Here is a 17400-nt window from a genome sequence, read left to right on the forward strand (position 1 = left end):
GCCGCACCGATATACTGTAGGAAGTGAGTAAGGATCCTAATTCCTTAGTGGTGTTCAGACGGCTCTTATTGGACAGCTCTTGTTAGGCAATTAGGAGCAACGAGCAACTTTCTTGTAAATAAGACGCTGTAGCAAAAGCCCCACTTATAATCCTATCTCAAGTAAATAGGCATTAAAAAAGGCTAACACCTTGACAGTGTTAGCCTCTCTTATCCTCTAGGGGCGATAAAGCCTAATCCCAGATAAATTCTCTAAAATGCTTTCGGCATACAGACTCGTAACTTTCGTTACCGCCAATGGCCACCTGCTCACCTTCACGCATCGGTTTGCCATCGCCATCGAGGCGTACCACCATGTTGGCTTTACGGCCGCAGTGACAGATGGTTTTAAGCTCTACCAGCTTATCTGCCCATGCGAGTAAATAGTGGCTACCGCTGAACAACTCACCCTGGAAATCGGTTTTAAGGCCATAGCACAACACCGGGATATCTAAGATATCAACCACATAGGTCAGCTGTTTCACCTGCTCTTTACTTAAAAACTGAGATTCATCAATTAAGATACAGTGTAAGGTCTTGTCTGCATGGCTAGTGCTGATCATCTGAGTAAGATTGTCATTACTACCAAATACTTGCGCCTCGGTTTCGATACCAAGACGAGAAGCCACTTTACCCACACCATAGCGGTCATCTATTGAGGCTGTCATGACTAAGGTATGCATACCGCGTTCGCGGTAATTATAAGAAGACTGCAATAACGAAGTTGATTTACCCGCATTCATGGCTGAGTAATAGAAATATAGCTGCGCCAAACTAAAATCCTTAAAGGTGAGTTCACGCCTAGTTTAGCACTATTCACAATAAAAAATCACCTTACAGACACCATTCAGTGACACCTATCAACGGGAAAGTAATAAAAATCTACACCTGACAAAGTACTTCTATTTTAGTGAATTTTGGTCGGTACGGCTTAGAATTTGATTTAAGCGGCAAAATTTCACTATTTTAAATATTGAAAGAGGTATAAACCATAGTGTAAACATCTATTTACTCATAGCCACATTATGTGACAAACACTACAAAACGCACACAAAACCCTGCATTGATGCACAAAATAGCTCAAATTAAGACACTTTTAATACGCAAACATTAGATTAGAAGCACAATTATAATAAAGGAAGTCAAAATCAATGCATAAGACACTCGTTGCAGCGGCTATTGCCGCAACCCTAGCCTTGAGCGGCTGCTCATCAACGACGCCAACTCAAAACTCAAGTGTAGAGATGGTGCAAAGCCAAAATCCATTCCTGCAAGCAAGCAAATTACAATATGAAGCGCCAGACTTCACTCAGATAAAAGATGAACACTTTCAACCCGCGTTAGAGCTAGGGATCGAAGAGCATTATCAAGAGATCTTGACGATAGCTAACAATCCACAGGCGGCAACGTTTGAAAATACCATCGTGGCGATGGAAAAAAGTGGCGAACTGCTCAACCGTACCTCAAAAGTTTTCTATAACTTAACCGGCTCAAACAGTAACCCTGAACTGCGTAAAATACAGGGTGAAATGGCCCCAAAAATGGCGGCTCACTCAGATAACGTCAACCTCAATCCGGCTTTGTTTTCACGCATAGAGGCACTCTATAACCAGCGTGCCAACCTAGGTTTATCGCCAGAAGAGAACCGTTTAGTCGAAGTTTACTACAAGCGCTTTGTTCGCGCCGGAGCCAAGCTTACAGAAGATCAAAAACAGCAGATCCGTGTGCTTAATGAAGAGCAATCTACCCTGACTAATGAATTTGCTCAGCGTTTAATGCGTCTAACCAAAGAGATCGCGGTCGTTGTCGATACTAAAGAGCAACTTGCAGGCTTATCAGACAGTGCGATTAAGGCCGCCGCAATTGATGCGAAAGCTAATGGTCAAGAAGGCAAATACCAGCTCAATCTCACTAACACGACTCGCCAACCTGTGCTCTCGCAGTTACAAGACCGAGAGCTGCGTCAGCAGATCTGGCAAGCCTCGGCCAACCGTGGCCTTGAGGGTGAGAATGAAACCGCATCTTTGGTTGCGCGCCTAGCCCAGCTTCGCGCCGAGCGAGCAGAACTACTCGGTTATGATAACTGGGCTGAGTACCGCCTAGAGCCGCAGATGGCTAAGACGCCTGAAGCCGTTTATAAGATGTTTGGTTCTATGGTGCCTGCTGTTGTCAAAAACACCCAAAAAGAAGCTGCTGACATTCAAGCGATGATTGACAAAACTGGTGGTGATTTTGAATTAGCACCTTGGGACTGGGCCTTCTATGCAGAGCAAGTACGCAAAGAGAAGTTCGACCTAGATGAAAGTGCAACCCGCCCCTACTTCGAGTTTGACCGTGTCTTGGAGGATGGCGTGTTCTTTACGATAAAAGAACTCTACGGCGTAAGTTTAACGCCGCGTCCCGATCTGCCAGTTTACCACCCTGACGTAAAAGCTTACGAGATGTTCGATGAAGATGGCACCAGTATGGCAATCTTCTATGCTGACTACTTCTCTCGTGAAGGCAAACGCGGCGGCGCTTGGATGAGCTCATTTGTAACTCAATCAGAATTGCTGAATAGCAAACCGGTTGTGGTTAACGTGATGAATATTAAGAAGGCCCCAGCAGGCGAGCCAACTTTTGTTAGTTACGATGAAGTGACAACTATGTTCCATGAAATGGGTCATGGCACCCACGGTATGTTCTCAAAAGTTGTCTACCCGACACTGTCTGGCACAGCGGTATCACGAGATTTTGTCGAGTTCCCATCGACTTTCGAAGAAGATTGGGCGGCCCATCCAAAAGTGCTAGCCAACTACGCCAAACACTATGAAACGGGTGAACCTATTCCACAGGAGTTACTCGGTAAGCTGCTTAAGTCTCGTAGCTTTAACCAGGGCTTCGACACCTTAGAGTACATGTCTGCAGCGCTTGTGGATTTAGAGTGGCATACTCTTAAGGCCGGTGCGCCACTGCAAGATGTCGCCAGCTTTGAAGCTGCCGCCCTTAAAAAGCACGGCGTCGACTTGGTAGCGGTACCACCACGTTATAAATCAACTTACTTTGCCCACGCTTTCCCTGGTGGCTATTCGGCAAGTTATTACGCTTACATGTGGAGTGAGATTTTAGCAGCCGATGCGTTTGCTTACGTACAAACACAAGGTGGGCTTGATCGTGAGATTGGCATGAAGTTTAGAAAAACAATCCGTGAAGTAGGTAACACCGTCGCGCCTATGGATGCCTACAAAGCCTTTAGAGGCCAAGAGCCAACTACTGACGCCCTACTTAAGCGTCGTGGTTTAGACTAGGCTCTTAACGCGATAGGCTCCGTATTACTGTCATTGAACAGTGAGATGAGTACAAAGCGCTAAGCCATGGCCTGAATTGCATGACCTGAAAACAAAAAATCCGCTCTTAATAGAGCGGATTTTTTTATCGAATGATTTTCTATGTCAAATGGATTACTCCATCAAATTCCAATCATCATTGCCGATATTATGGCCTAAACTGTTTACGCTATTGCTTACACTGGCTGTCTGGCGAACACGCCTTAATACGCAGTGCTATAATGCTGATCACAAACAACACGCTACAGGCAACCAAACCAGCCATCACAGACTCAGTAAAGCCAAGTACGATGTAACCGACTAAGCTAATACCCGCAACGATTAACGCATAAGGTAGCTGTGTCATCACGTGGTCAATATGGTGACAGTTGGCACCCGTCGACGACAAGATTGTAGTATCGGAGATTGGCGAGCAGTGATCGCCAAATACCGCACCAGCCAATACCGCTGCCAACATAGGTAACATCATTCCCGTGTGGCTACCCATCGCCATATCGGCAGCAATCGGCAACATGATACCAAAGGTACCCCAGCTCGTGCCGGTTGAAAATGCCGTTAGACCCGCTAGCACAAATAGTACCGCTGGAAGCATAGCAAATGGAATATTGCCTGTAGCTAGGCTCGCCATATATTTACCCGTTTCAAGCTGACCAATTACACCCGCAATCGTCCATGCAAACAGCAAGATATAGATGGCAGGTAGCATAGACTTCGCACCTTCAAACAGGCCTTTAGCGATCATTGGCTTAGCCACGCCTTGGTAAATGACTAAAGCAAGTGTTACCGCTAAACCTATTAACGCACCGAAGAACAGCGATGAACCGACATCGGTATTTTCGAATGCACCAATCAAGCTAAATTCTAAGCCTTTAGCGGTTAGAACATCGCTGCCGCTGCTAACCATAAAGTAAAAAGTCGCAAACACTAATACCGCGATAGGTAGGAATAAGCCCATGATCTTGCCAGTATCGGCTTCAGGTAGGCCTGAATTCGCTCCAGGTGGTAAACCTTTAGATTCGTCATAAAGATGTCCTTTCTGCGCATTTAACTCTTGTTGACGCATAGGGCCAACATCTAATCCCATCAAGGCAACACAAAGTAGCAGCAAGAGTGCAAAAATCGCATAGAAGTTCATTGGGATCATCTGCACGAATATGCTCAGATGCCCTGTATCGGCAAAACCGTGCGCCGTTAAAATGCCACCAATCAAGGCGATGATATAGGCACCCCAGCTTGAAACTGGTGAGATCACGCAGATAGGCGCAGCAGTCGAGTCCAGCAAGTAAGCTAACTTACAACGAGAGATGTAGTAACGGTCGGTCAGTGGTCTTGCAACACTACCAACAACTAAACTGTTGAAGTAGTCATCAATAAACACCACACAACCTAGGAACATCGTCAGCAGTTTAGCATCACGTTTATTGCGGATATGAGAACGAGCCCAATCGGCAAAGGCTCTAGCTGAGCCACTCACGGTGATCAGCGCAGTGATCATGCCGAGCAATACTAGAAAACCTAGAATATAAAGATTCCAGCTATTAAAAGCACCATCATCCCATACGAGACTTAATACCTTATCACTTAAGTATTGACCCGTTTGCAGTGCAGAGAAATCGGTAAGCAGTAGCGCTCCCAATAAAATCCCTAGCCCCAAAGAGAGTAAGACACGACGCGTTAACATCGCCAGTACGATTGCAACTACCGGAGGCAGCAGCGATAGAGCCGAATCGGCATAGCTTATAATTGTCATTTTTTTATTTCTTCGCTAAATACGAATGGAGGCCGACTGAACTGGTGGGATATAGCAATAGATATCTGATTACACCTGTCCTATCAGTAGCGCTCCATAGCCATATTAATGGTTCGTCATTAATATAAAAATTCTTATCTTCCAGATAAGAAATACTATGGCAGTGCTGTCCCTATTTGGTCACAGCCCCAGCAACTAGCCCCGATATGCTATGTCACTTCGGCATTAAATCCTTTCTCGATAGCTCAGCGGCATCACCCTACTTATCGATACTCATATTTAATGCACCTCTACTTCTCAGGACGCAATTTAAGCCTAGCTCAAAAAGCGTGACAGACATAAAAACATAAGCGGCTTTAGGGATGCTACCCTAAAGCCGCTTATCGTGACACAGATCACCAATAATACCAAATGCAACTTATAGCCATTAACAACTCAACTATCAGTGCATAACATTTCCACACTGTGTAAGCGTTGTTCTGGCTTTAAGGGTTACATTAAAGCTTGGCTAATAATTCTGGTACCGCTTCAAATAGATCGGCTTCAAGACCGTAATCTGCTATCTGGAAAATCGGCGCTTCAGGATCTTTGTTGATGGCCACAATCACCTTTGAGTCTTTCATACCAGCAAGGTGCTGAATCGCGCCCGAAATACCGACGGCAATATATAAGTCAGGCGCAACTATTTTACCCGTTTGACCCACTTGTAAATCATTTGCTACAAAGCCTGCATCAACCGCTGCACGAGATGCACCAACCGCACCATCAAGCTTGTCAGCAAGTTGCTCTAACATAGCGAAGTTCTCGCAATTGCCTAAAGCACGACCGCCAGCGACTACAACTGATGCACTACCCAGCTCAGGACGCTCTGATTCAGTCAGGCTTTGAGCAACAAACTCAACCTGTGAGCTAAACGCTTGCGAAAGCGTCACTAGTGCTGCACTACCGTCTGCTGCTACTGCATCAAACGCACTAGAACGCACTGTCATCACTTTTTTATCATCTAAGCTCTGCACTGTCGCTAAACCGTTACCCGCGTATATAGGGCGAACGAATGTGTCACTGCTGACGACCTCAATCACTTCTGAAAGCTGAGACACATCTAAAAGTGCTGCTACGCGAGGTAAGACGTCTTTACCAAAGCTTGAAGCTGCGGCAAGAATATGTTGGTAATCGGATGCAATTTCCAGCATCAACTCAGATACACTATCAGCCAGATGATTCGCGTATGCTGGCGCGTCTGCCACTAAGACATTACGTACACCACTGAGTTTTTGAGCTTCGCTTGCCACTGAACCACAGTTATGACCGATAACTAATAGGTCTATATCCCCACCGATGGCTTCGGCACATGCAACGACCTTAGCGGTATCCAGTTTTAGACTGGCGTTATCGTGTTCTGCTAATACTAAAATTGCCATTAGATCACCTTCGCTTCATTCTTTAACTTTTCAACCAACTCTTCTACAGACGCTACCATCACACCACCACTGCGCTGGGCTGGTGGTGTCACTTTAATAATTGTCTGATGAGATTTAAGTGTGACGTCAAAATCCGCAGGGGTAAACGTCTCAAGCGGCTTGCGCTTAGCTTTCATAATGTTGGGCAGCTTGGCATAACGCGGCTCGTTTAAACGAAGGTCCGCAGTCACGACTGCTGGCAACGACAAATTAACGGTTTGTAGGCCGCCGTCAATTTCACGAGTCACTACAAGTTTATCGCCATCGAACTTAACTTCAGAGGCAAATGTTGCCTGAGGCATCTTAGCGATAGCGGCGAGCATTTGGCCGGTTTGATTGTTATCACCATCAATTGACTGCTTACCAAGAATAACTAACTGAGCTTGCTCTTTTTGCTGTACAGCATGAATAAGCTTAGCAATTGATAGCGGAACAAGGTCTTCATCGGTTTCGATATGGATTGCGCGATCGGCTCCTAATGCAAGTGCAGTTCTTAGCTGCTCCTGCGAGGCTTTAGGTCCAACGCTTAATACGACTATTTCAGAGGCGCTTCCTGCTTCCTTTAAACGAACGGCTTCTTCAACGGCAATCTCACAAAAAGGGTTAATCGCCATTTTTAGGTTTGCGGTATCAACGCCTGTATTGTCAGCATTAACCCTGACTTTTACGTTGGCATCGACGACACGTTTAACTGGCACCAATACTTTCATAGGGCTTCCTTCTTACGTCTCTTATAATGATCGAAATTAAGTAACCTAGCAGCAATATAATGCCCAACTACGATTACCGAAATTAAAGCCACTTTACGTGCTGTTAACGTTAACGTCAACCGAGTTTCAAACACCTGTTCACCCAGCTTGACACTACATCACATTTGCTTGAATTAAACAGGCATAAAACATTTATTAACCGCTTATATTACTTCCATTACTCATATTAACTTTAATTAACGATATAAATAATTCAAAAATAATATTTGATCCTCAGCCAAATAGTTTCTATCATTATCCCAACAGCGTTATTCCCCACCTTATTCTTAATTGGATCTAAATATTATGAGCGATTTTCTAGAAATATTGACGCATGGTCGTCGTTTTAAAGCCGCAGTGAAAGAATTATCACTTAATGATTTAAAAGAACTGTCAGTAAAGTTAGAAAAAATTATTGAAGAGAAAGCCTCTCAAGAAGCAGAAGAGCAAGAGGCAATGGCTGAGCGTAATGCTAAAATCGAAGAGATCCGTAAGCAAATGGAAGCAATCGGTTTATCTGTAGATGATATTGGTGGCGCAGCAGTTAAAGCCGCTCCTAAGAAGCGCGCTCCTCGTCCAGCTAAATATCAAATTGAAGTTGACGGCGAAATGGTACAGTGGACTGGCCAAGGCCGTATGCCTACTGTATTTAAAAACCAGCTTGAAAGCGGCCGTACTATGGAAGACTTCTTGATCTAATTTCAAGTCTACCAACTAAAAGCCCTGCTATACATGCAGGGTTTTTTCGTTTTTAAGTTATAATTTCACACTGAAAGTTACAATTACTGCTTAGTCATTATTGATAAGTTAGGATATGCTCATCATTTCCCTGTTTATCTAACAATAATAAGTAGAATAATGCGTAAACATATAATCAAAGCCCCTATCGCTTTACTTAGCTTGTTATGCAGCCAAGCAGCGCTTGCCAATGAGCAACTCACCGATAACACCCCAAGACTCACAGCATTAACTCATGCCAACCTAATGCTAGCTCCTGGCAAAATGTTAACTAACGCTACCCTATTGATTAAAAACAATAAAATTAAAGAGATCATTAAAGATAATGATATCCCCAAGGGAGCATTAGAAATTGATCTGTCGGGGCACACTATATATTCAGGCTTTATCGATCCCTTTACAGAATATGCCATCGACTTCAAAAGAGAAGCCCAAGATCAATCTGGTCCAGTATATGAAATAAAGCGCATCGGTGGTAATGCCAGCAATGGCGCAATACACTCACAAATGCAGTGGTTTAATTATGTCTACCCGGATAAAAAAGAGGCAAAGAAATGGGTTAACAATGGCTTCACGAGTGTTCAATCTAGTTATTTAGATGGGATATTTAGAGGCCAAGGCGTCACAATATCATTAGCGGATAAGAAGGCTAACGATGTTATTTATAATGCACAAACGAGTCAGTTTATCGCCTTTAACAAAGGCTCATCCGTTCAAGATTACCCACAATCATTAATGGGTAGTATCGCGTTAATAAGACAAACCTTCTCTGATGCTAAATGGTATAACGAGAATAGAAATAAGCGCTCTGCTGATGGAAAGGGCTTAGAGTTTAATATTGCCTTAGAACGTTTAGAGGATCTCAAAAAACAACACTTCATCTTTGATACTAAAAACCTCAATAACCAACTACGTGCCGCTCAATTATTAAACGAGCACGAATTTAGCGGAAGCTTAATTGGTAACGGTCATGAATATTCAAGGCTTGCTGAATTAAAGTCCTACCCCTTTAGTCTCGTTCTACCGCTTAATTATCCCGCAGCACCAGAAATAACTGATGGTGACAGTGAGCGAGAGATAAGTCTTGCCTCTTTGCGACACTGGGAGCGTGCTCCAAGTAATTTAGCCATGGTGGCAAATGCTAAAATTCCATTTGCATTAACTCAGTATGGAATAGAGTCCGATAAATTTTGGCCAAGATTGAAATTAGCGCTTGCAAGAGGTTTATCTGAAGAATCCGCCCTCGCGGCATTAACCACTGATGCGGCAGAAATATCGGGGATAGATCATTTAGCGGGTAAGCTAGAGCCTGGCTTTATGGCCGACTTAGTGATCACCGATGGTAATATATTTGATGATGGTAAAATCGTCAGCATCTGGTTACAGGGTGAAGAGCAACAAGTTATCAATCGTAACCGAGCCTTACTCGATAGTCCCTATCAACTACAGATAGGAGAATTGACCTTTGATCTTAATATCAGCCAATCTCCATCCCTGAGCGGCACGCTCTCTAGTGGTGAAAATGATATTGAGCTTGCCAACCTAGATTATCAGTTGGGACGCCTCACCTTTAGTGCCGACTTGTCTGATGCCGGCGTTAATGGGATCAGCCGCTTCACTCTATGGTTAGACAATCAGGGGGTAAGAGGCAGGTTACTCGATGGCAATAATCAAACCATACCGTTTGGCGGAATAAAGCTTGAGCCGATAGCCACTACTGATAACAGTGAAAATGGCGATATTAACGAGGTAGAGCTTGTCTCTAGGCAGACCACCCCCAATGTGGCGTATGGCTTAAATGAACAGCCAAAGCTTGCTAAAGTGCATATTAAAAATGCCACTATCTGGACATCTGATAAGAGCGGCGTGTTAGTTAATAGTGATTTGATTATTGCTCGTGGCAAAATTGAACAGATAGGTCAAAACCTTAAAACACCTTCTAACTACACCACTATTGATGCCACAGGCAAATACCTTACTGCCGGTATTATCGATGAACATTCCCATATCGCCCTCAATGGCGGCACTAATGAAGGGACCGATGCGATTACCTCTGAGGTGCGTATTGGCGATGTGATCAACCCCGATGATATTGCTATTTACCGTGGCCTTGCTGGCGGTGTGACTACCGCTCAAATTCTTCACGGCAGCGCTAACCCAATTGGTGGCCAAGCACAAATTATACAACTTAAGTGGGGCGATAATGCCGAGGCGCTTAAGTTTAACGGTGCGCCAGCGAGTATCAAATTCGCCTTAGGTGAAAACGTTAAGCAGAGTAACTGGGGCGATGATTACACCCGCCGCTTTCCACAGAGTCGCATTGGCGTAAAGTCGCTGTTTAGCGAAGCCTTCAATGAAGCCCTTACCTACCGAAAAGCTCAAGCCGATTACAAAAAGATGCGTTCAAGCGAGCGCAGACGCACAGTCGCGCCGCAGTATAACTACCGCTTAGAGGCAGTTGCCGAGGTGCTGGAGCAAACTCGCAATATCCACATTCACTCTTATGTGCAATCTGAAATCTTAATGTTCCTGCGCCTTGCCGAGGCTTACAACTTTAAGGTCAGCACCTTCACTCACATTCTTGAGGGCTATAAGGTCGCCGATGAGATGGCCAAACATGGCGCACATGCCTCTACTTTCTCCGATTGGTGGGCCTACAAGTTTGAGGTCTATGACGCCATTCCGCAAAATACCTGCTTAATGCAAGACAAAGGTGTGCTTACCAGTATCAACTCTGATGACTATGAGATGCAGCGTCGCCTTAACCAGGAGGCGGCAAAGTCTATGATGTATTGCGGTATGTCTGCTGAAGATGCGTGGAAGATGATCACCATCAACCCCGCGATTCAACTCGGTATTGAAGAACAGGTCGGCTCACTGGTCGAAGGTAAGCAAGCCGATATTGTACTGTGGGATAACGCCCCGCTTTCAGTTTATGCCAAGGTCGACTCGACTTGGATTAGCGGCCGCCGCTACTTTAGCCGTGAGCAAGACAAAATAGCCCAGCTTGACGTTGCCAATGAGCGCGCCGCCCTGATCCAAAAGGTACTGTTAAGCGATGATGCCCATAAACAAGGTGAAACACCGATGGAGTTAACCGAGCCTGAATGGCATTGTGATACCCATTTCAATGCATGGCAGCAATCGGCTAAAGGAGCACTGTAATCATGTTTAATCACACTTTAAAACAAGCTATCGTGCTAATTGCTCTGCCTTTAAGCCTAATGGCAAATGCCCATGACATGCTACCGGCAAAGGCACAAAGCCAGGCAATATTGTTTACTAACGCAACGGTGCACACCGTCACGAATGGGGTAATGCAAGACAGCGACGTACTGATTGCCGATGGTAGAGTGATCGCCGTGGCGCAAGACTTAGATGCAGCTAAAACTGAAGTAATAGAGCCTGCAACAAACAGTCTGTCACATACCTCATCAAATGCCCCATCAAACACGCCATTAAACTCCTCAATGAGCCAGGACTATACGCAGCTGCTTGTTGGCGCTCAAATCATCGATGCCAAGGGTAAACACCTGTATCCAGGATTAATTGCGCTGGACACCACCATGGGGTTGATTGAAGTCGAGATGATGCGCCCCAGTAATGATGCCTATGAAGTGGGTTATATCAATCCACAGTTAGAAGCTATTAGCGCATTTAACCCAGACTCCGAGATCATTCCAACGGTGCGCGTTAACGGTATTACTCACGCACAAGTGGTGCCACAAGGTGATGGTCTGGCAGGCCAGTCTGCTTTGGTCGCCATGGATAGTTGGACCGTTGAAGACGCCTTAGTTAAGTCTAATAAGCAGTTTCATCTATACTGGCCCCACATTCGCTGGTTATCGAAAGAAGCTGATAAGCGTAAAGAGCAGTTAGCGGATCTAAAGCGCAGAGTCGATACCGTCTACAGCGCATTTTCAGATGGCCAACGCTATCAACTCGCCTCTAAAGCAGGCAAAGTCAACAAGATAGATCTTCGTTGGCAGGCGCTTGCTCCCTTATATGAAGGTAACTCCCAACTGTTTATCCATGCGCAGTCACAAAAGCAGATTGAAGAAGCGATTGCGCTAAGTAAGCTTTACAGCTTTAGCATCGTCATTGTGGGTGGCTACGATGCGTGGCGCGTCGCCGATGCTTTAGCAGAAGTGAATGCCAAAGTGATTTATAACCAAACATTGACGCTGCCCAAACGCAACGATGAGCCGATTGACTTAGCCTTTAAAATTCCAGCACTGTTAAAGCAGGCACAAGTGCCGTTTGCACTAGCGTTTTCATCAGACTGGAACAGCCGTAACCTGCCTTTTGCAGCCGGGCAAACCGTTGCTTATGGCCTAACAAAGGAAGAAGCACTTAAAAGCATCACCCTAGATGCCGCTAGAGTGTTGGATATCGATGATATGGGCGCCATAGCCCCAGGGTTTAAAGCCAATATTATCCTAGCAAGCGGCGATATCTTAGATCCTATGCAGGCAGGTATTGAGTCAATCTATATCGATGGCCGTAAAATTGATCTTAATAATCGTCATCAACAGCTTTATCAAAAGTATCTAAAGCGCTAGAATTTCAAACTTATAGCGCGACTTAAGCCTAAACCGTGAAAAAGTGTTCTTTATGAGCACTTTTTTATTGATGGCTGTGTCCCGTCTAGAGTTGTCGTAACGGCATTTAAACCTCAATAATAAAACAGGCCCGCCACCATGAAATACCTATTACCATCAGCTTTTATCCTTATACTTAGCGGCTGTGCGGGTGAGTACACCTTTAACAGTAATTTAGACAGCGATGCCATTAACGACTATTTTAAGGCGTCGGATGTCACTATTTATGAGGGAGCAGTGCAACCTGTAGGGCCGTTTGAAATTAAAGGGCTAGTAGAAGGTGAAACCTGCCAAGTATCAGAAAATGATGCGCCGGCCTCTATCAGTGAAGCGCGTACGCTTGCCCGCCGAGCCGCTGCCGACAAACAAGCCAATGGTCTGCTGATCAAAAACTGTTTGTTAATTGAAGAAACCAGCCAGAACTGTGTTAGCCGCGCGCTTTGTGTTGGCCAAGCGATTGTTACAACCAACAACCAACAGTAATTATTTACTATTTTATAAGTAGCCTTAATGTCTTTTAGTAACCAAATTCAAGCCGTCGCCTATTGCCGCACTCCCTATAAACAGAAGTTTGGTATTCCCAGACAGCCAGGTTTAGTGAGTGCCGCCCGCGGCTTTGTTGAGTTAGTCCCGCCTTTTAATCAAATTGATGCCGTTAGAGGCTTAGAGCAATACTCACATCTATGGCTGCTATTTTGCTTCCATGAAAATCTTGCTGCAGGCTGGAAGACAACAGTACGCCCGCCAAGACTCGGTGGTAACGAAAAGCTCGGCGTATTCGCCACGCGTTCAACCTTCAGACCAAACGGTATCGGTCAGTCGGTCGTTAAGCTGCATGCAGTACATACCCGCAACGGAAAAGTCAGCCTCGAGATTTCAGGCATGGACTTGCTCGATGGCACACCGATTATTGATATAAAACCCTATATTCCATTTTCTGATTCAATCGAAAATGCCCAAGGCGGCATTGCCCAAGAAGCCCCTGTTTTAGCTAATGTGAGCTTTAGTGGGCAGGCACAAAAACAACTTGAGCAATATCAGCAAAACCCAGCTTATCCACGCCTTGCTGAACTGATTGAAGGTGTACTGGCTCAAGACCCTCGCCCTGCTTATAAAAAAGCTAAAGCCGACCCTAAGTTGTATCAAGTCGCGTTATACGACTTAGATATCTTATGGGTGATCACCGATACTGGTATCGAAGTGACAGAGCTTAGAGCCTCGCAAGTGGGCAAGACTGTGCAAGCAGATAAGCAACCCGCTCCTCTGTCACCAAATCAAAGCTAGATAAGCCAAATGAACCCGCCACCAGCACAAGATAAACCAGATTATCAAACTCAGCATAAAAAGCGTCTGTCTTATATGCCATGGCTCTATTTCTCATTAAAAGAGAAACACCTAGAATGGGCAAAACCTTGGCAAGATGGCATACAAGCTCACTTTTGTGCGGTTGAAACCATCGTTATTGGTGAGCGCTGTTTTATCGCGCCTGAAGCTAACCTGTTTGCTGAGCCGGGTCGTGATATCACTATTGGCGATCAATGTATGATTGCCGCCGACAGCTTCCTACACGGCCCGATGACTCTCGGCAATGAAGTCGCGATTAACCACGGCTGCTCTCTCGATGGCGGCCGCCATGGGATCCATATCGGCAATCAGACCCGCATCGCCAATAATGTCACCATCTATGCTTTCAATCACGGTATGGCACCCGATATGCCTATCTATCAACAGCCATCTAATTCCAAAGGCGTAGTGATCGGTGAAGATGTATGGATTGGGGCACAAGCGGGTATCGTCGATGGTGTCACCATAGGCAATCACGCCGTGGTGGGAATGGGAGCCGTGGTCACTAAAGATGTCGCCGACTACGCTATTGTGGCCGGAAACCCTGCACGAGTCATAGGTGACAGACGAGATAAGACCTAACAACTCCTAGTCAATCCAAGTAAAGACACGCTCTCATTACTTTTTAAATTTATTACACACTTTTCTACATATATTCAATTTATAACGGTGTTTTCCGCTATTTGTTCTATCTTCAATAGTAATATTGTTAAGTCATTGACCAAATGAAGGTTCCAACTATGACACCGAATACCCCCACCTCAACCAATACTCTGCCCTCAACGAATACGCAGTCCTCAATCAGTGTAGCCACTGACATCAGGCTCAACACATAGCCGTTACTCAAAATAAAAAGATCTAAACTTACCTTTTATTTTAAATATCGACGCTTATTAACAAGGGAGCCTTTTATGAAACATCAAAGTGCACCATCAAATACGGCTAGACACATGAGCCTATTTGGTTTCTTTGCCCTAACCGCCACCATGGTTATGACCGTATATGAATACCCTACCTTTGCTTCATCGGGCATATCACTGGTTTTCTATTTGGTTGTCGCCGGCGTCTTTTGGTTTTTACCTGTAGCCTTATGTGCAGCCGAAATGGCAACAGTTGAAGGTTGGGATAAAGGCGGCGTATTCACCTGGTCTGGGCATGCATTAGGTGAACGCTGGGGATTTGCCAATATCTTTTTCCAGTGGTTCCAAATCACCGTTGGCTTTGTCACCATGATTTACTTCATTCTAGGTGCACTATCTTATGTATTTGAGTGGTCTGCCCTCAACGATAATAGTACGGTGAAATTTATCGGGGTAATGATTATTTTTTGGGGCCTAACCTTATCTCAATTTGGTGGCACCAAATACACCGCAATGATCTCAAAAGTCGGCTTTTTGCTTGGTATTCTCATTCCGGCTTGCATTCTATTTAGTCTCTCAATTGCATTTTTTGTAACGGGTGGCGTCAGTGATATGCCTATTACGACTGAAGCCTTATTACCCGATTTTACCCAATTGAATACCTTAGTGGTGTTTGTGTCATTTATCCTTGCCTATGCGGGTATTGAGGCATCTGCGACCCACGCTAATGAAATGAAAAACGTAAAAAGAGACTACCCTCTAGCCATTATTATGCTGGTGATATTAGCCATTGTGCTCAATACCATTGGTGGCGTCGCTATCGGCGCAGTCGTGCCAGAGAAAGAACTTGGGCTATCAATTGGTGTTGTTCAGGGATTTGAAGGACTATTTAACTACTTTACCCACGACATGGATTGGGCTATTCGAGTGATTGCGGTGTTGATTGCGCTTGGCGTGGTCGCTGAAGTATCAGCATGGGTGGTTGGTCCATCATGGGGTATGTTAGAAGCGGGTAAGAAGGGCCTCCTACCCGCGAAGCTATCGGCCACAAACAGTGAAGGTGTTCCGGTTAACTTTTTGCTACTGCAGGGCGCGATTGTTTCAATATGGGCCGCAGTACTGACATTTGGTGGCGGTGGTGCCAACGTATCCTTCTTTACCGCAATATCGCTAACGGTAGTGATATACGTTGTCGGCTATATTATCTTCTTCCTCGCCTATATTAAGGTCGTACTAAGCTATTCGAATCTGCCTCGCGCATTTGAAATTCCTGGAGGAAAAGGCGTTAAGCTGTTCATTGCGATCAGTGGATTAATCATATCCGTTGTTGCACTGGCAATCTCATTTGTGCCACCAGCTCAAGTCGGTGGAGGAGATGCGGCAACAGAGTACATGACAATTTTAGTTGTGAGTTTTGCTATTACCCTTGTTCTGCCATTTTGGATTTACCATGTAATGCGTAAAAATAATCCATTACCACCAGGAGTTAAAATGCTTGATGACAAGGACACTTCGAGCTAATGGCCAATCGTTAAGATAGTGAGAAAAGACAAGAAATAACTGAGGAGAGTGAAGTGAGTTCTCTCTTCTCTATTGAACTCAATGCCGTCGTTATCTTAAAAAGCCACTAACTTGTAGTGGCTTTCTTTAAAATTAAAACATATCACTAAGTCGCACAGGCCTTACATACCGAGATAATCGCCGTAATAAGCGACTCGCTCTGCCTGCCACTCGTGTATGCCAGCCCTATTTTCTTTATCAGCTCTATCCCTTCGAAAGGTCTCAATACCAAGCCATCACTATGGCGTATCTCCTCCCAGTCAGGTAGTAGTGCTACACCCACTCCGGCGTTTACCAATGGCCACGCATATTCGACAGTTCTGATATTGGCTCGATTCTGAAACTGTACCCCTTTGGCAGCCATCGCCTGCTTTAACTTCTCCAGCGCATCACAGGGGGTGCGATTAATAAACGCGATGCCATCGAGATCGCTAAGCGTGATGACAGGTTTGGTGGCCAGCGACCAACTCTTTGGTATCGCCAGTTGGTATCTGTCTTGCCAGATCGGTAAGAACTCTTCACCGCTGTTAACCGATTGAGATAGCACCACCCTGGCATCACAGGCTTCATCGGGATCGACTAGGGTCAGCTCTAGATTATCAATCCGTTTCGATAGGTCATTAAGCAAGGAACTCATGCGCTCGGCGCCTAAGGAGCGCATCAGGCCCAGCTTCAAGGGAATGGGAGCCGGACCGTCGCTAAACAGGTGCAAAATCGACTGCTCATTGTCACTCATAGAACGCGCTAGGGGATAAAGTTTATCGGCGGCTGAGGTGGGTCTGACGCCACCGGCATGACGGATAAATAACTCAATATTAAGTAACTGTTCCAGCTGTGAAATCGCAGCGGTGATAGAGGGCTGAGACACAAAACAGGCCTTTGCCGCGGCAGTGATACTGCCCAGCTCATAGACTGATTGAAAATATTTCAGTGATCTGAGTTTCATTAAACATCCTATTTAGCTGCAGCTAAGT

The 17400-nt window shown here is 45.2% G+C and carries 13 protein-coding genes and 1 riboswitch; of the genes, 8 read left to right on the forward strand and 5 right to left on the reverse strand.

Annotated features, from left to right (window positions below; genetic code table 11):
* Window positions 1-232 precede the first annotated feature (232 nt).
* Complete coding sequence (locus SHAL_RS15210) at window positions 233-811, reverse strand: thymidine kinase (RefSeq protein ID WP_012278017.1); 579 nt, start codon at window positions 809-811, stop codon at window positions 233-235.
* A gap of 378 nt (window positions 812-1189) precedes the next feature.
* On the opposite strand from SHAL_RS15210, the gene SHAL_RS15215 reads away from it, so the two are divergent.
* The gene (locus SHAL_RS15215; protein ID WP_012278018.1) at window positions 1190-3325 is read left to right on the forward strand and encodes a M3 family metallopeptidase; all 2136 of its coding nucleotides are present in this window, start codon (window positions 1190-1192) and stop codon (window positions 3323-3325) included.
* A 208-nt stretch (window positions 3326-3533) separates the two neighbouring features.
* On the opposite strand, the gene SHAL_RS15220 is transcribed toward SHAL_RS15215, so the two are convergent.
* From SHAL_RS15220 to SHAL_RS15230, 3 genes are all read right to left on the reverse strand, one after another.
* The gene (locus SHAL_RS15220; RefSeq protein WP_012278019.1) at window positions 3534-5114 is read right to left on the reverse strand and encodes a Na+/H+ antiporter NhaC family protein; all 1581 of its coding nucleotides are present in this window, start codon (window positions 5112-5114) and stop codon (window positions 3534-3536) included.
* Between the two features lie 79 nt (window positions 5115-5193).
* Window positions 5194-5415, reverse strand: a riboswitch (Lysine riboswitch).
* A 196-nt stretch (window positions 5416-5611) separates the two neighbouring features.
* Window positions 5612-6535 (reverse strand): electron transfer flavoprotein subunit alpha/FixB family protein, encoded by a 924-nt coding sequence (locus tag SHAL_RS15225; protein ID WP_012278020.1) that lies wholly within the window; start codon window positions 6533-6535, stop codon window positions 5612-5614.
* Window positions 6535-7284, reverse strand: a complete 750-nt coding sequence (locus SHAL_RS15230) for an electron transfer flavoprotein subunit beta/FixA family protein (RefSeq protein ID WP_012278021.1) — start codon at window positions 7282-7284, stop codon at window positions 6535-6537. The genes SHAL_RS15225 and SHAL_RS15230 overlap by 1 nt, the downstream gene beginning before the upstream one ends.
* Window positions 7285-7629: 345 nt before the next feature.
* Between SHAL_RS15230 and SHAL_RS15235 the strand changes: the two genes are divergently transcribed.
* From SHAL_RS15235 to SHAL_RS15265, 7 genes are all read left to right on the forward strand, one after another.
* On the forward strand, window positions 7630-8022 hold the full coding sequence (locus SHAL_RS15235; RefSeq protein WP_012278022.1) for an H-NS histone family protein: 393 nt from the start codon (window positions 7630-7632) through the stop codon (window positions 8020-8022).
* A gap of 159 nt (window positions 8023-8181) precedes the next feature.
* On the forward strand, window positions 8182-11226 hold the full coding sequence (locus tag SHAL_RS15240; protein ID WP_012278023.1) for an amidohydrolase family protein: 3045 nt from the start codon (window positions 8182-8184) through the stop codon (window positions 11224-11226).
* Window positions 11227-11228: 2 nt separating this feature from the next.
* On the forward strand, window positions 11229-12623 hold the full coding sequence (locus SHAL_RS15245) for an amidohydrolase family protein (RefSeq protein ID WP_012278024.1): 1395 nt from the start codon (window positions 11229-11231) through the stop codon (window positions 12621-12623).
* Window positions 12624-12761: 138 nt separating this feature from the next.
* Entirely contained in the window at window positions 12762-13145 is a 384-nt protein-coding gene (gene rcsF / locus SHAL_RS15250; protein ID WP_012278025.1) for an Rcs stress response system protein RcsF, read from the forward strand.
* Window positions 13146-13172: 27 nt separating this feature from the next.
* Complete coding sequence (gene tsaA / locus SHAL_RS15255) at window positions 13173-13946, forward strand: tRNA (N6-threonylcarbamoyladenosine(37)-N6)-methyltransferase TrmO (protein ID WP_012278026.1); 774 nt, start codon at window positions 13173-13175, stop codon at window positions 13944-13946.
* Between the two features lie 9 nt (window positions 13947-13955).
* The gene (locus SHAL_RS15260) at window positions 13956-14588 is read left to right on the forward strand and encodes an acyltransferase (protein ID WP_012278027.1); all 633 of its coding nucleotides are present in this window, start codon (window positions 13956-13958) and stop codon (window positions 14586-14588) included.
* A gap of 329 nt (window positions 14589-14917) precedes the next feature.
* Window positions 14918-16387, forward strand: a complete 1470-nt coding sequence (locus tag SHAL_RS15265; RefSeq protein WP_012278028.1) for an amino acid permease — start codon at window positions 14918-14920, stop codon at window positions 16385-16387.
* Between the two features lie 145 nt (window positions 16388-16532).
* Here SHAL_RS15265 and SHAL_RS15270 read toward each other — a convergent pair whose 3' ends face one another.
* Window positions 16533-17372 carry a LysR family transcriptional regulator gene (locus SHAL_RS15270; protein WP_012278029.1) on the reverse strand — a complete coding sequence of 280 codons (840 nt, stop codon included), beginning with the start codon at window positions 17370-17372 and terminating at the stop codon, window positions 16533-16535.
* Window positions 17373-17400: the final 28 nt, after the last annotated feature.

It is taken from the genome of Shewanella halifaxensis HAW-EB4 (assembly GCF_000019185.1).
GTDB lineage: Bacteria > Pseudomonadota > Gammaproteobacteria > Enterobacterales > Shewanellaceae > Shewanella > Shewanella halifaxensis.

Bases quoted from the DNA above. Each gene is read 5' to 3' on its own strand.
- SHAL_RS15225 (WP_012278020.1), bottom strand. From the start codon at position 6,535: ATGGCAATTTTAGTATTAGCAGAACACGATAACGCCAGTCTAAAACTG.
- tsaA (WP_012278026.1), top strand. From the start codon at position 13,173: ATGTCTTTTAGTAACCAAATTCAAGCCGTCGCCTATTGCCGCACTCCC.
- SHAL_RS15245 (WP_012278024.1), top strand. From the start codon at position 11,229: ATGTTTAATCACACTTTAAAACAAGCTATCGTGCTAATTGCTCTGCCT.
- SHAL_RS15230 (WP_012278021.1), bottom strand. From the start codon at position 7,284: ATGAAAGTATTGGTGCCAGTTAAACGTGTCGTCGATGCCAACGTAAAA.
- rcsF (WP_012278025.1), top strand. From the start codon at position 12,762: ATGAAATACCTATTACCATCAGCTTTTATCCTTATACTTAGCGGCTGT.
- SHAL_RS15270 (WP_012278029.1), bottom strand. From the start codon at position 17,372: ATGAAACTCAGATCACTGAAATATTTTCAATCAGTCTATGAGCTGGGC.
- SHAL_RS15265 (WP_012278028.1), top strand. From the start codon at position 14,918: ATGAAACATCAAAGTGCACCATCAAATACGGCTAGACACATGAGCCTA.
- SHAL_RS15235 (WP_012278022.1), top strand. From the start codon at position 7,630: ATGAGCGATTTTCTAGAAATATTGACGCATGGTCGTCGTTTTAAAGCC.
- SHAL_RS15220 (WP_012278019.1), bottom strand. From the start codon at position 5,114: ATGACAATTATAAGCTATGCCGATTCGGCTCTATCGCTGCTGCCTCCG.
- SHAL_RS15240 (WP_012278023.1), top strand. From the start codon at position 8,182: ATGCGTAAACATATAATCAAAGCCCCTATCGCTTTACTTAGCTTGTTA.
- SHAL_RS15260 (WP_012278027.1), top strand. From the start codon at position 13,956: ATGAACCCGCCACCAGCACAAGATAAACCAGATTATCAAACTCAGCAT.
- SHAL_RS15215 (WP_012278018.1), top strand. From the start codon at position 1,190: ATGCATAAGACACTCGTTGCAGCGGCTATTGCCGCAACCCTAGCCTTG.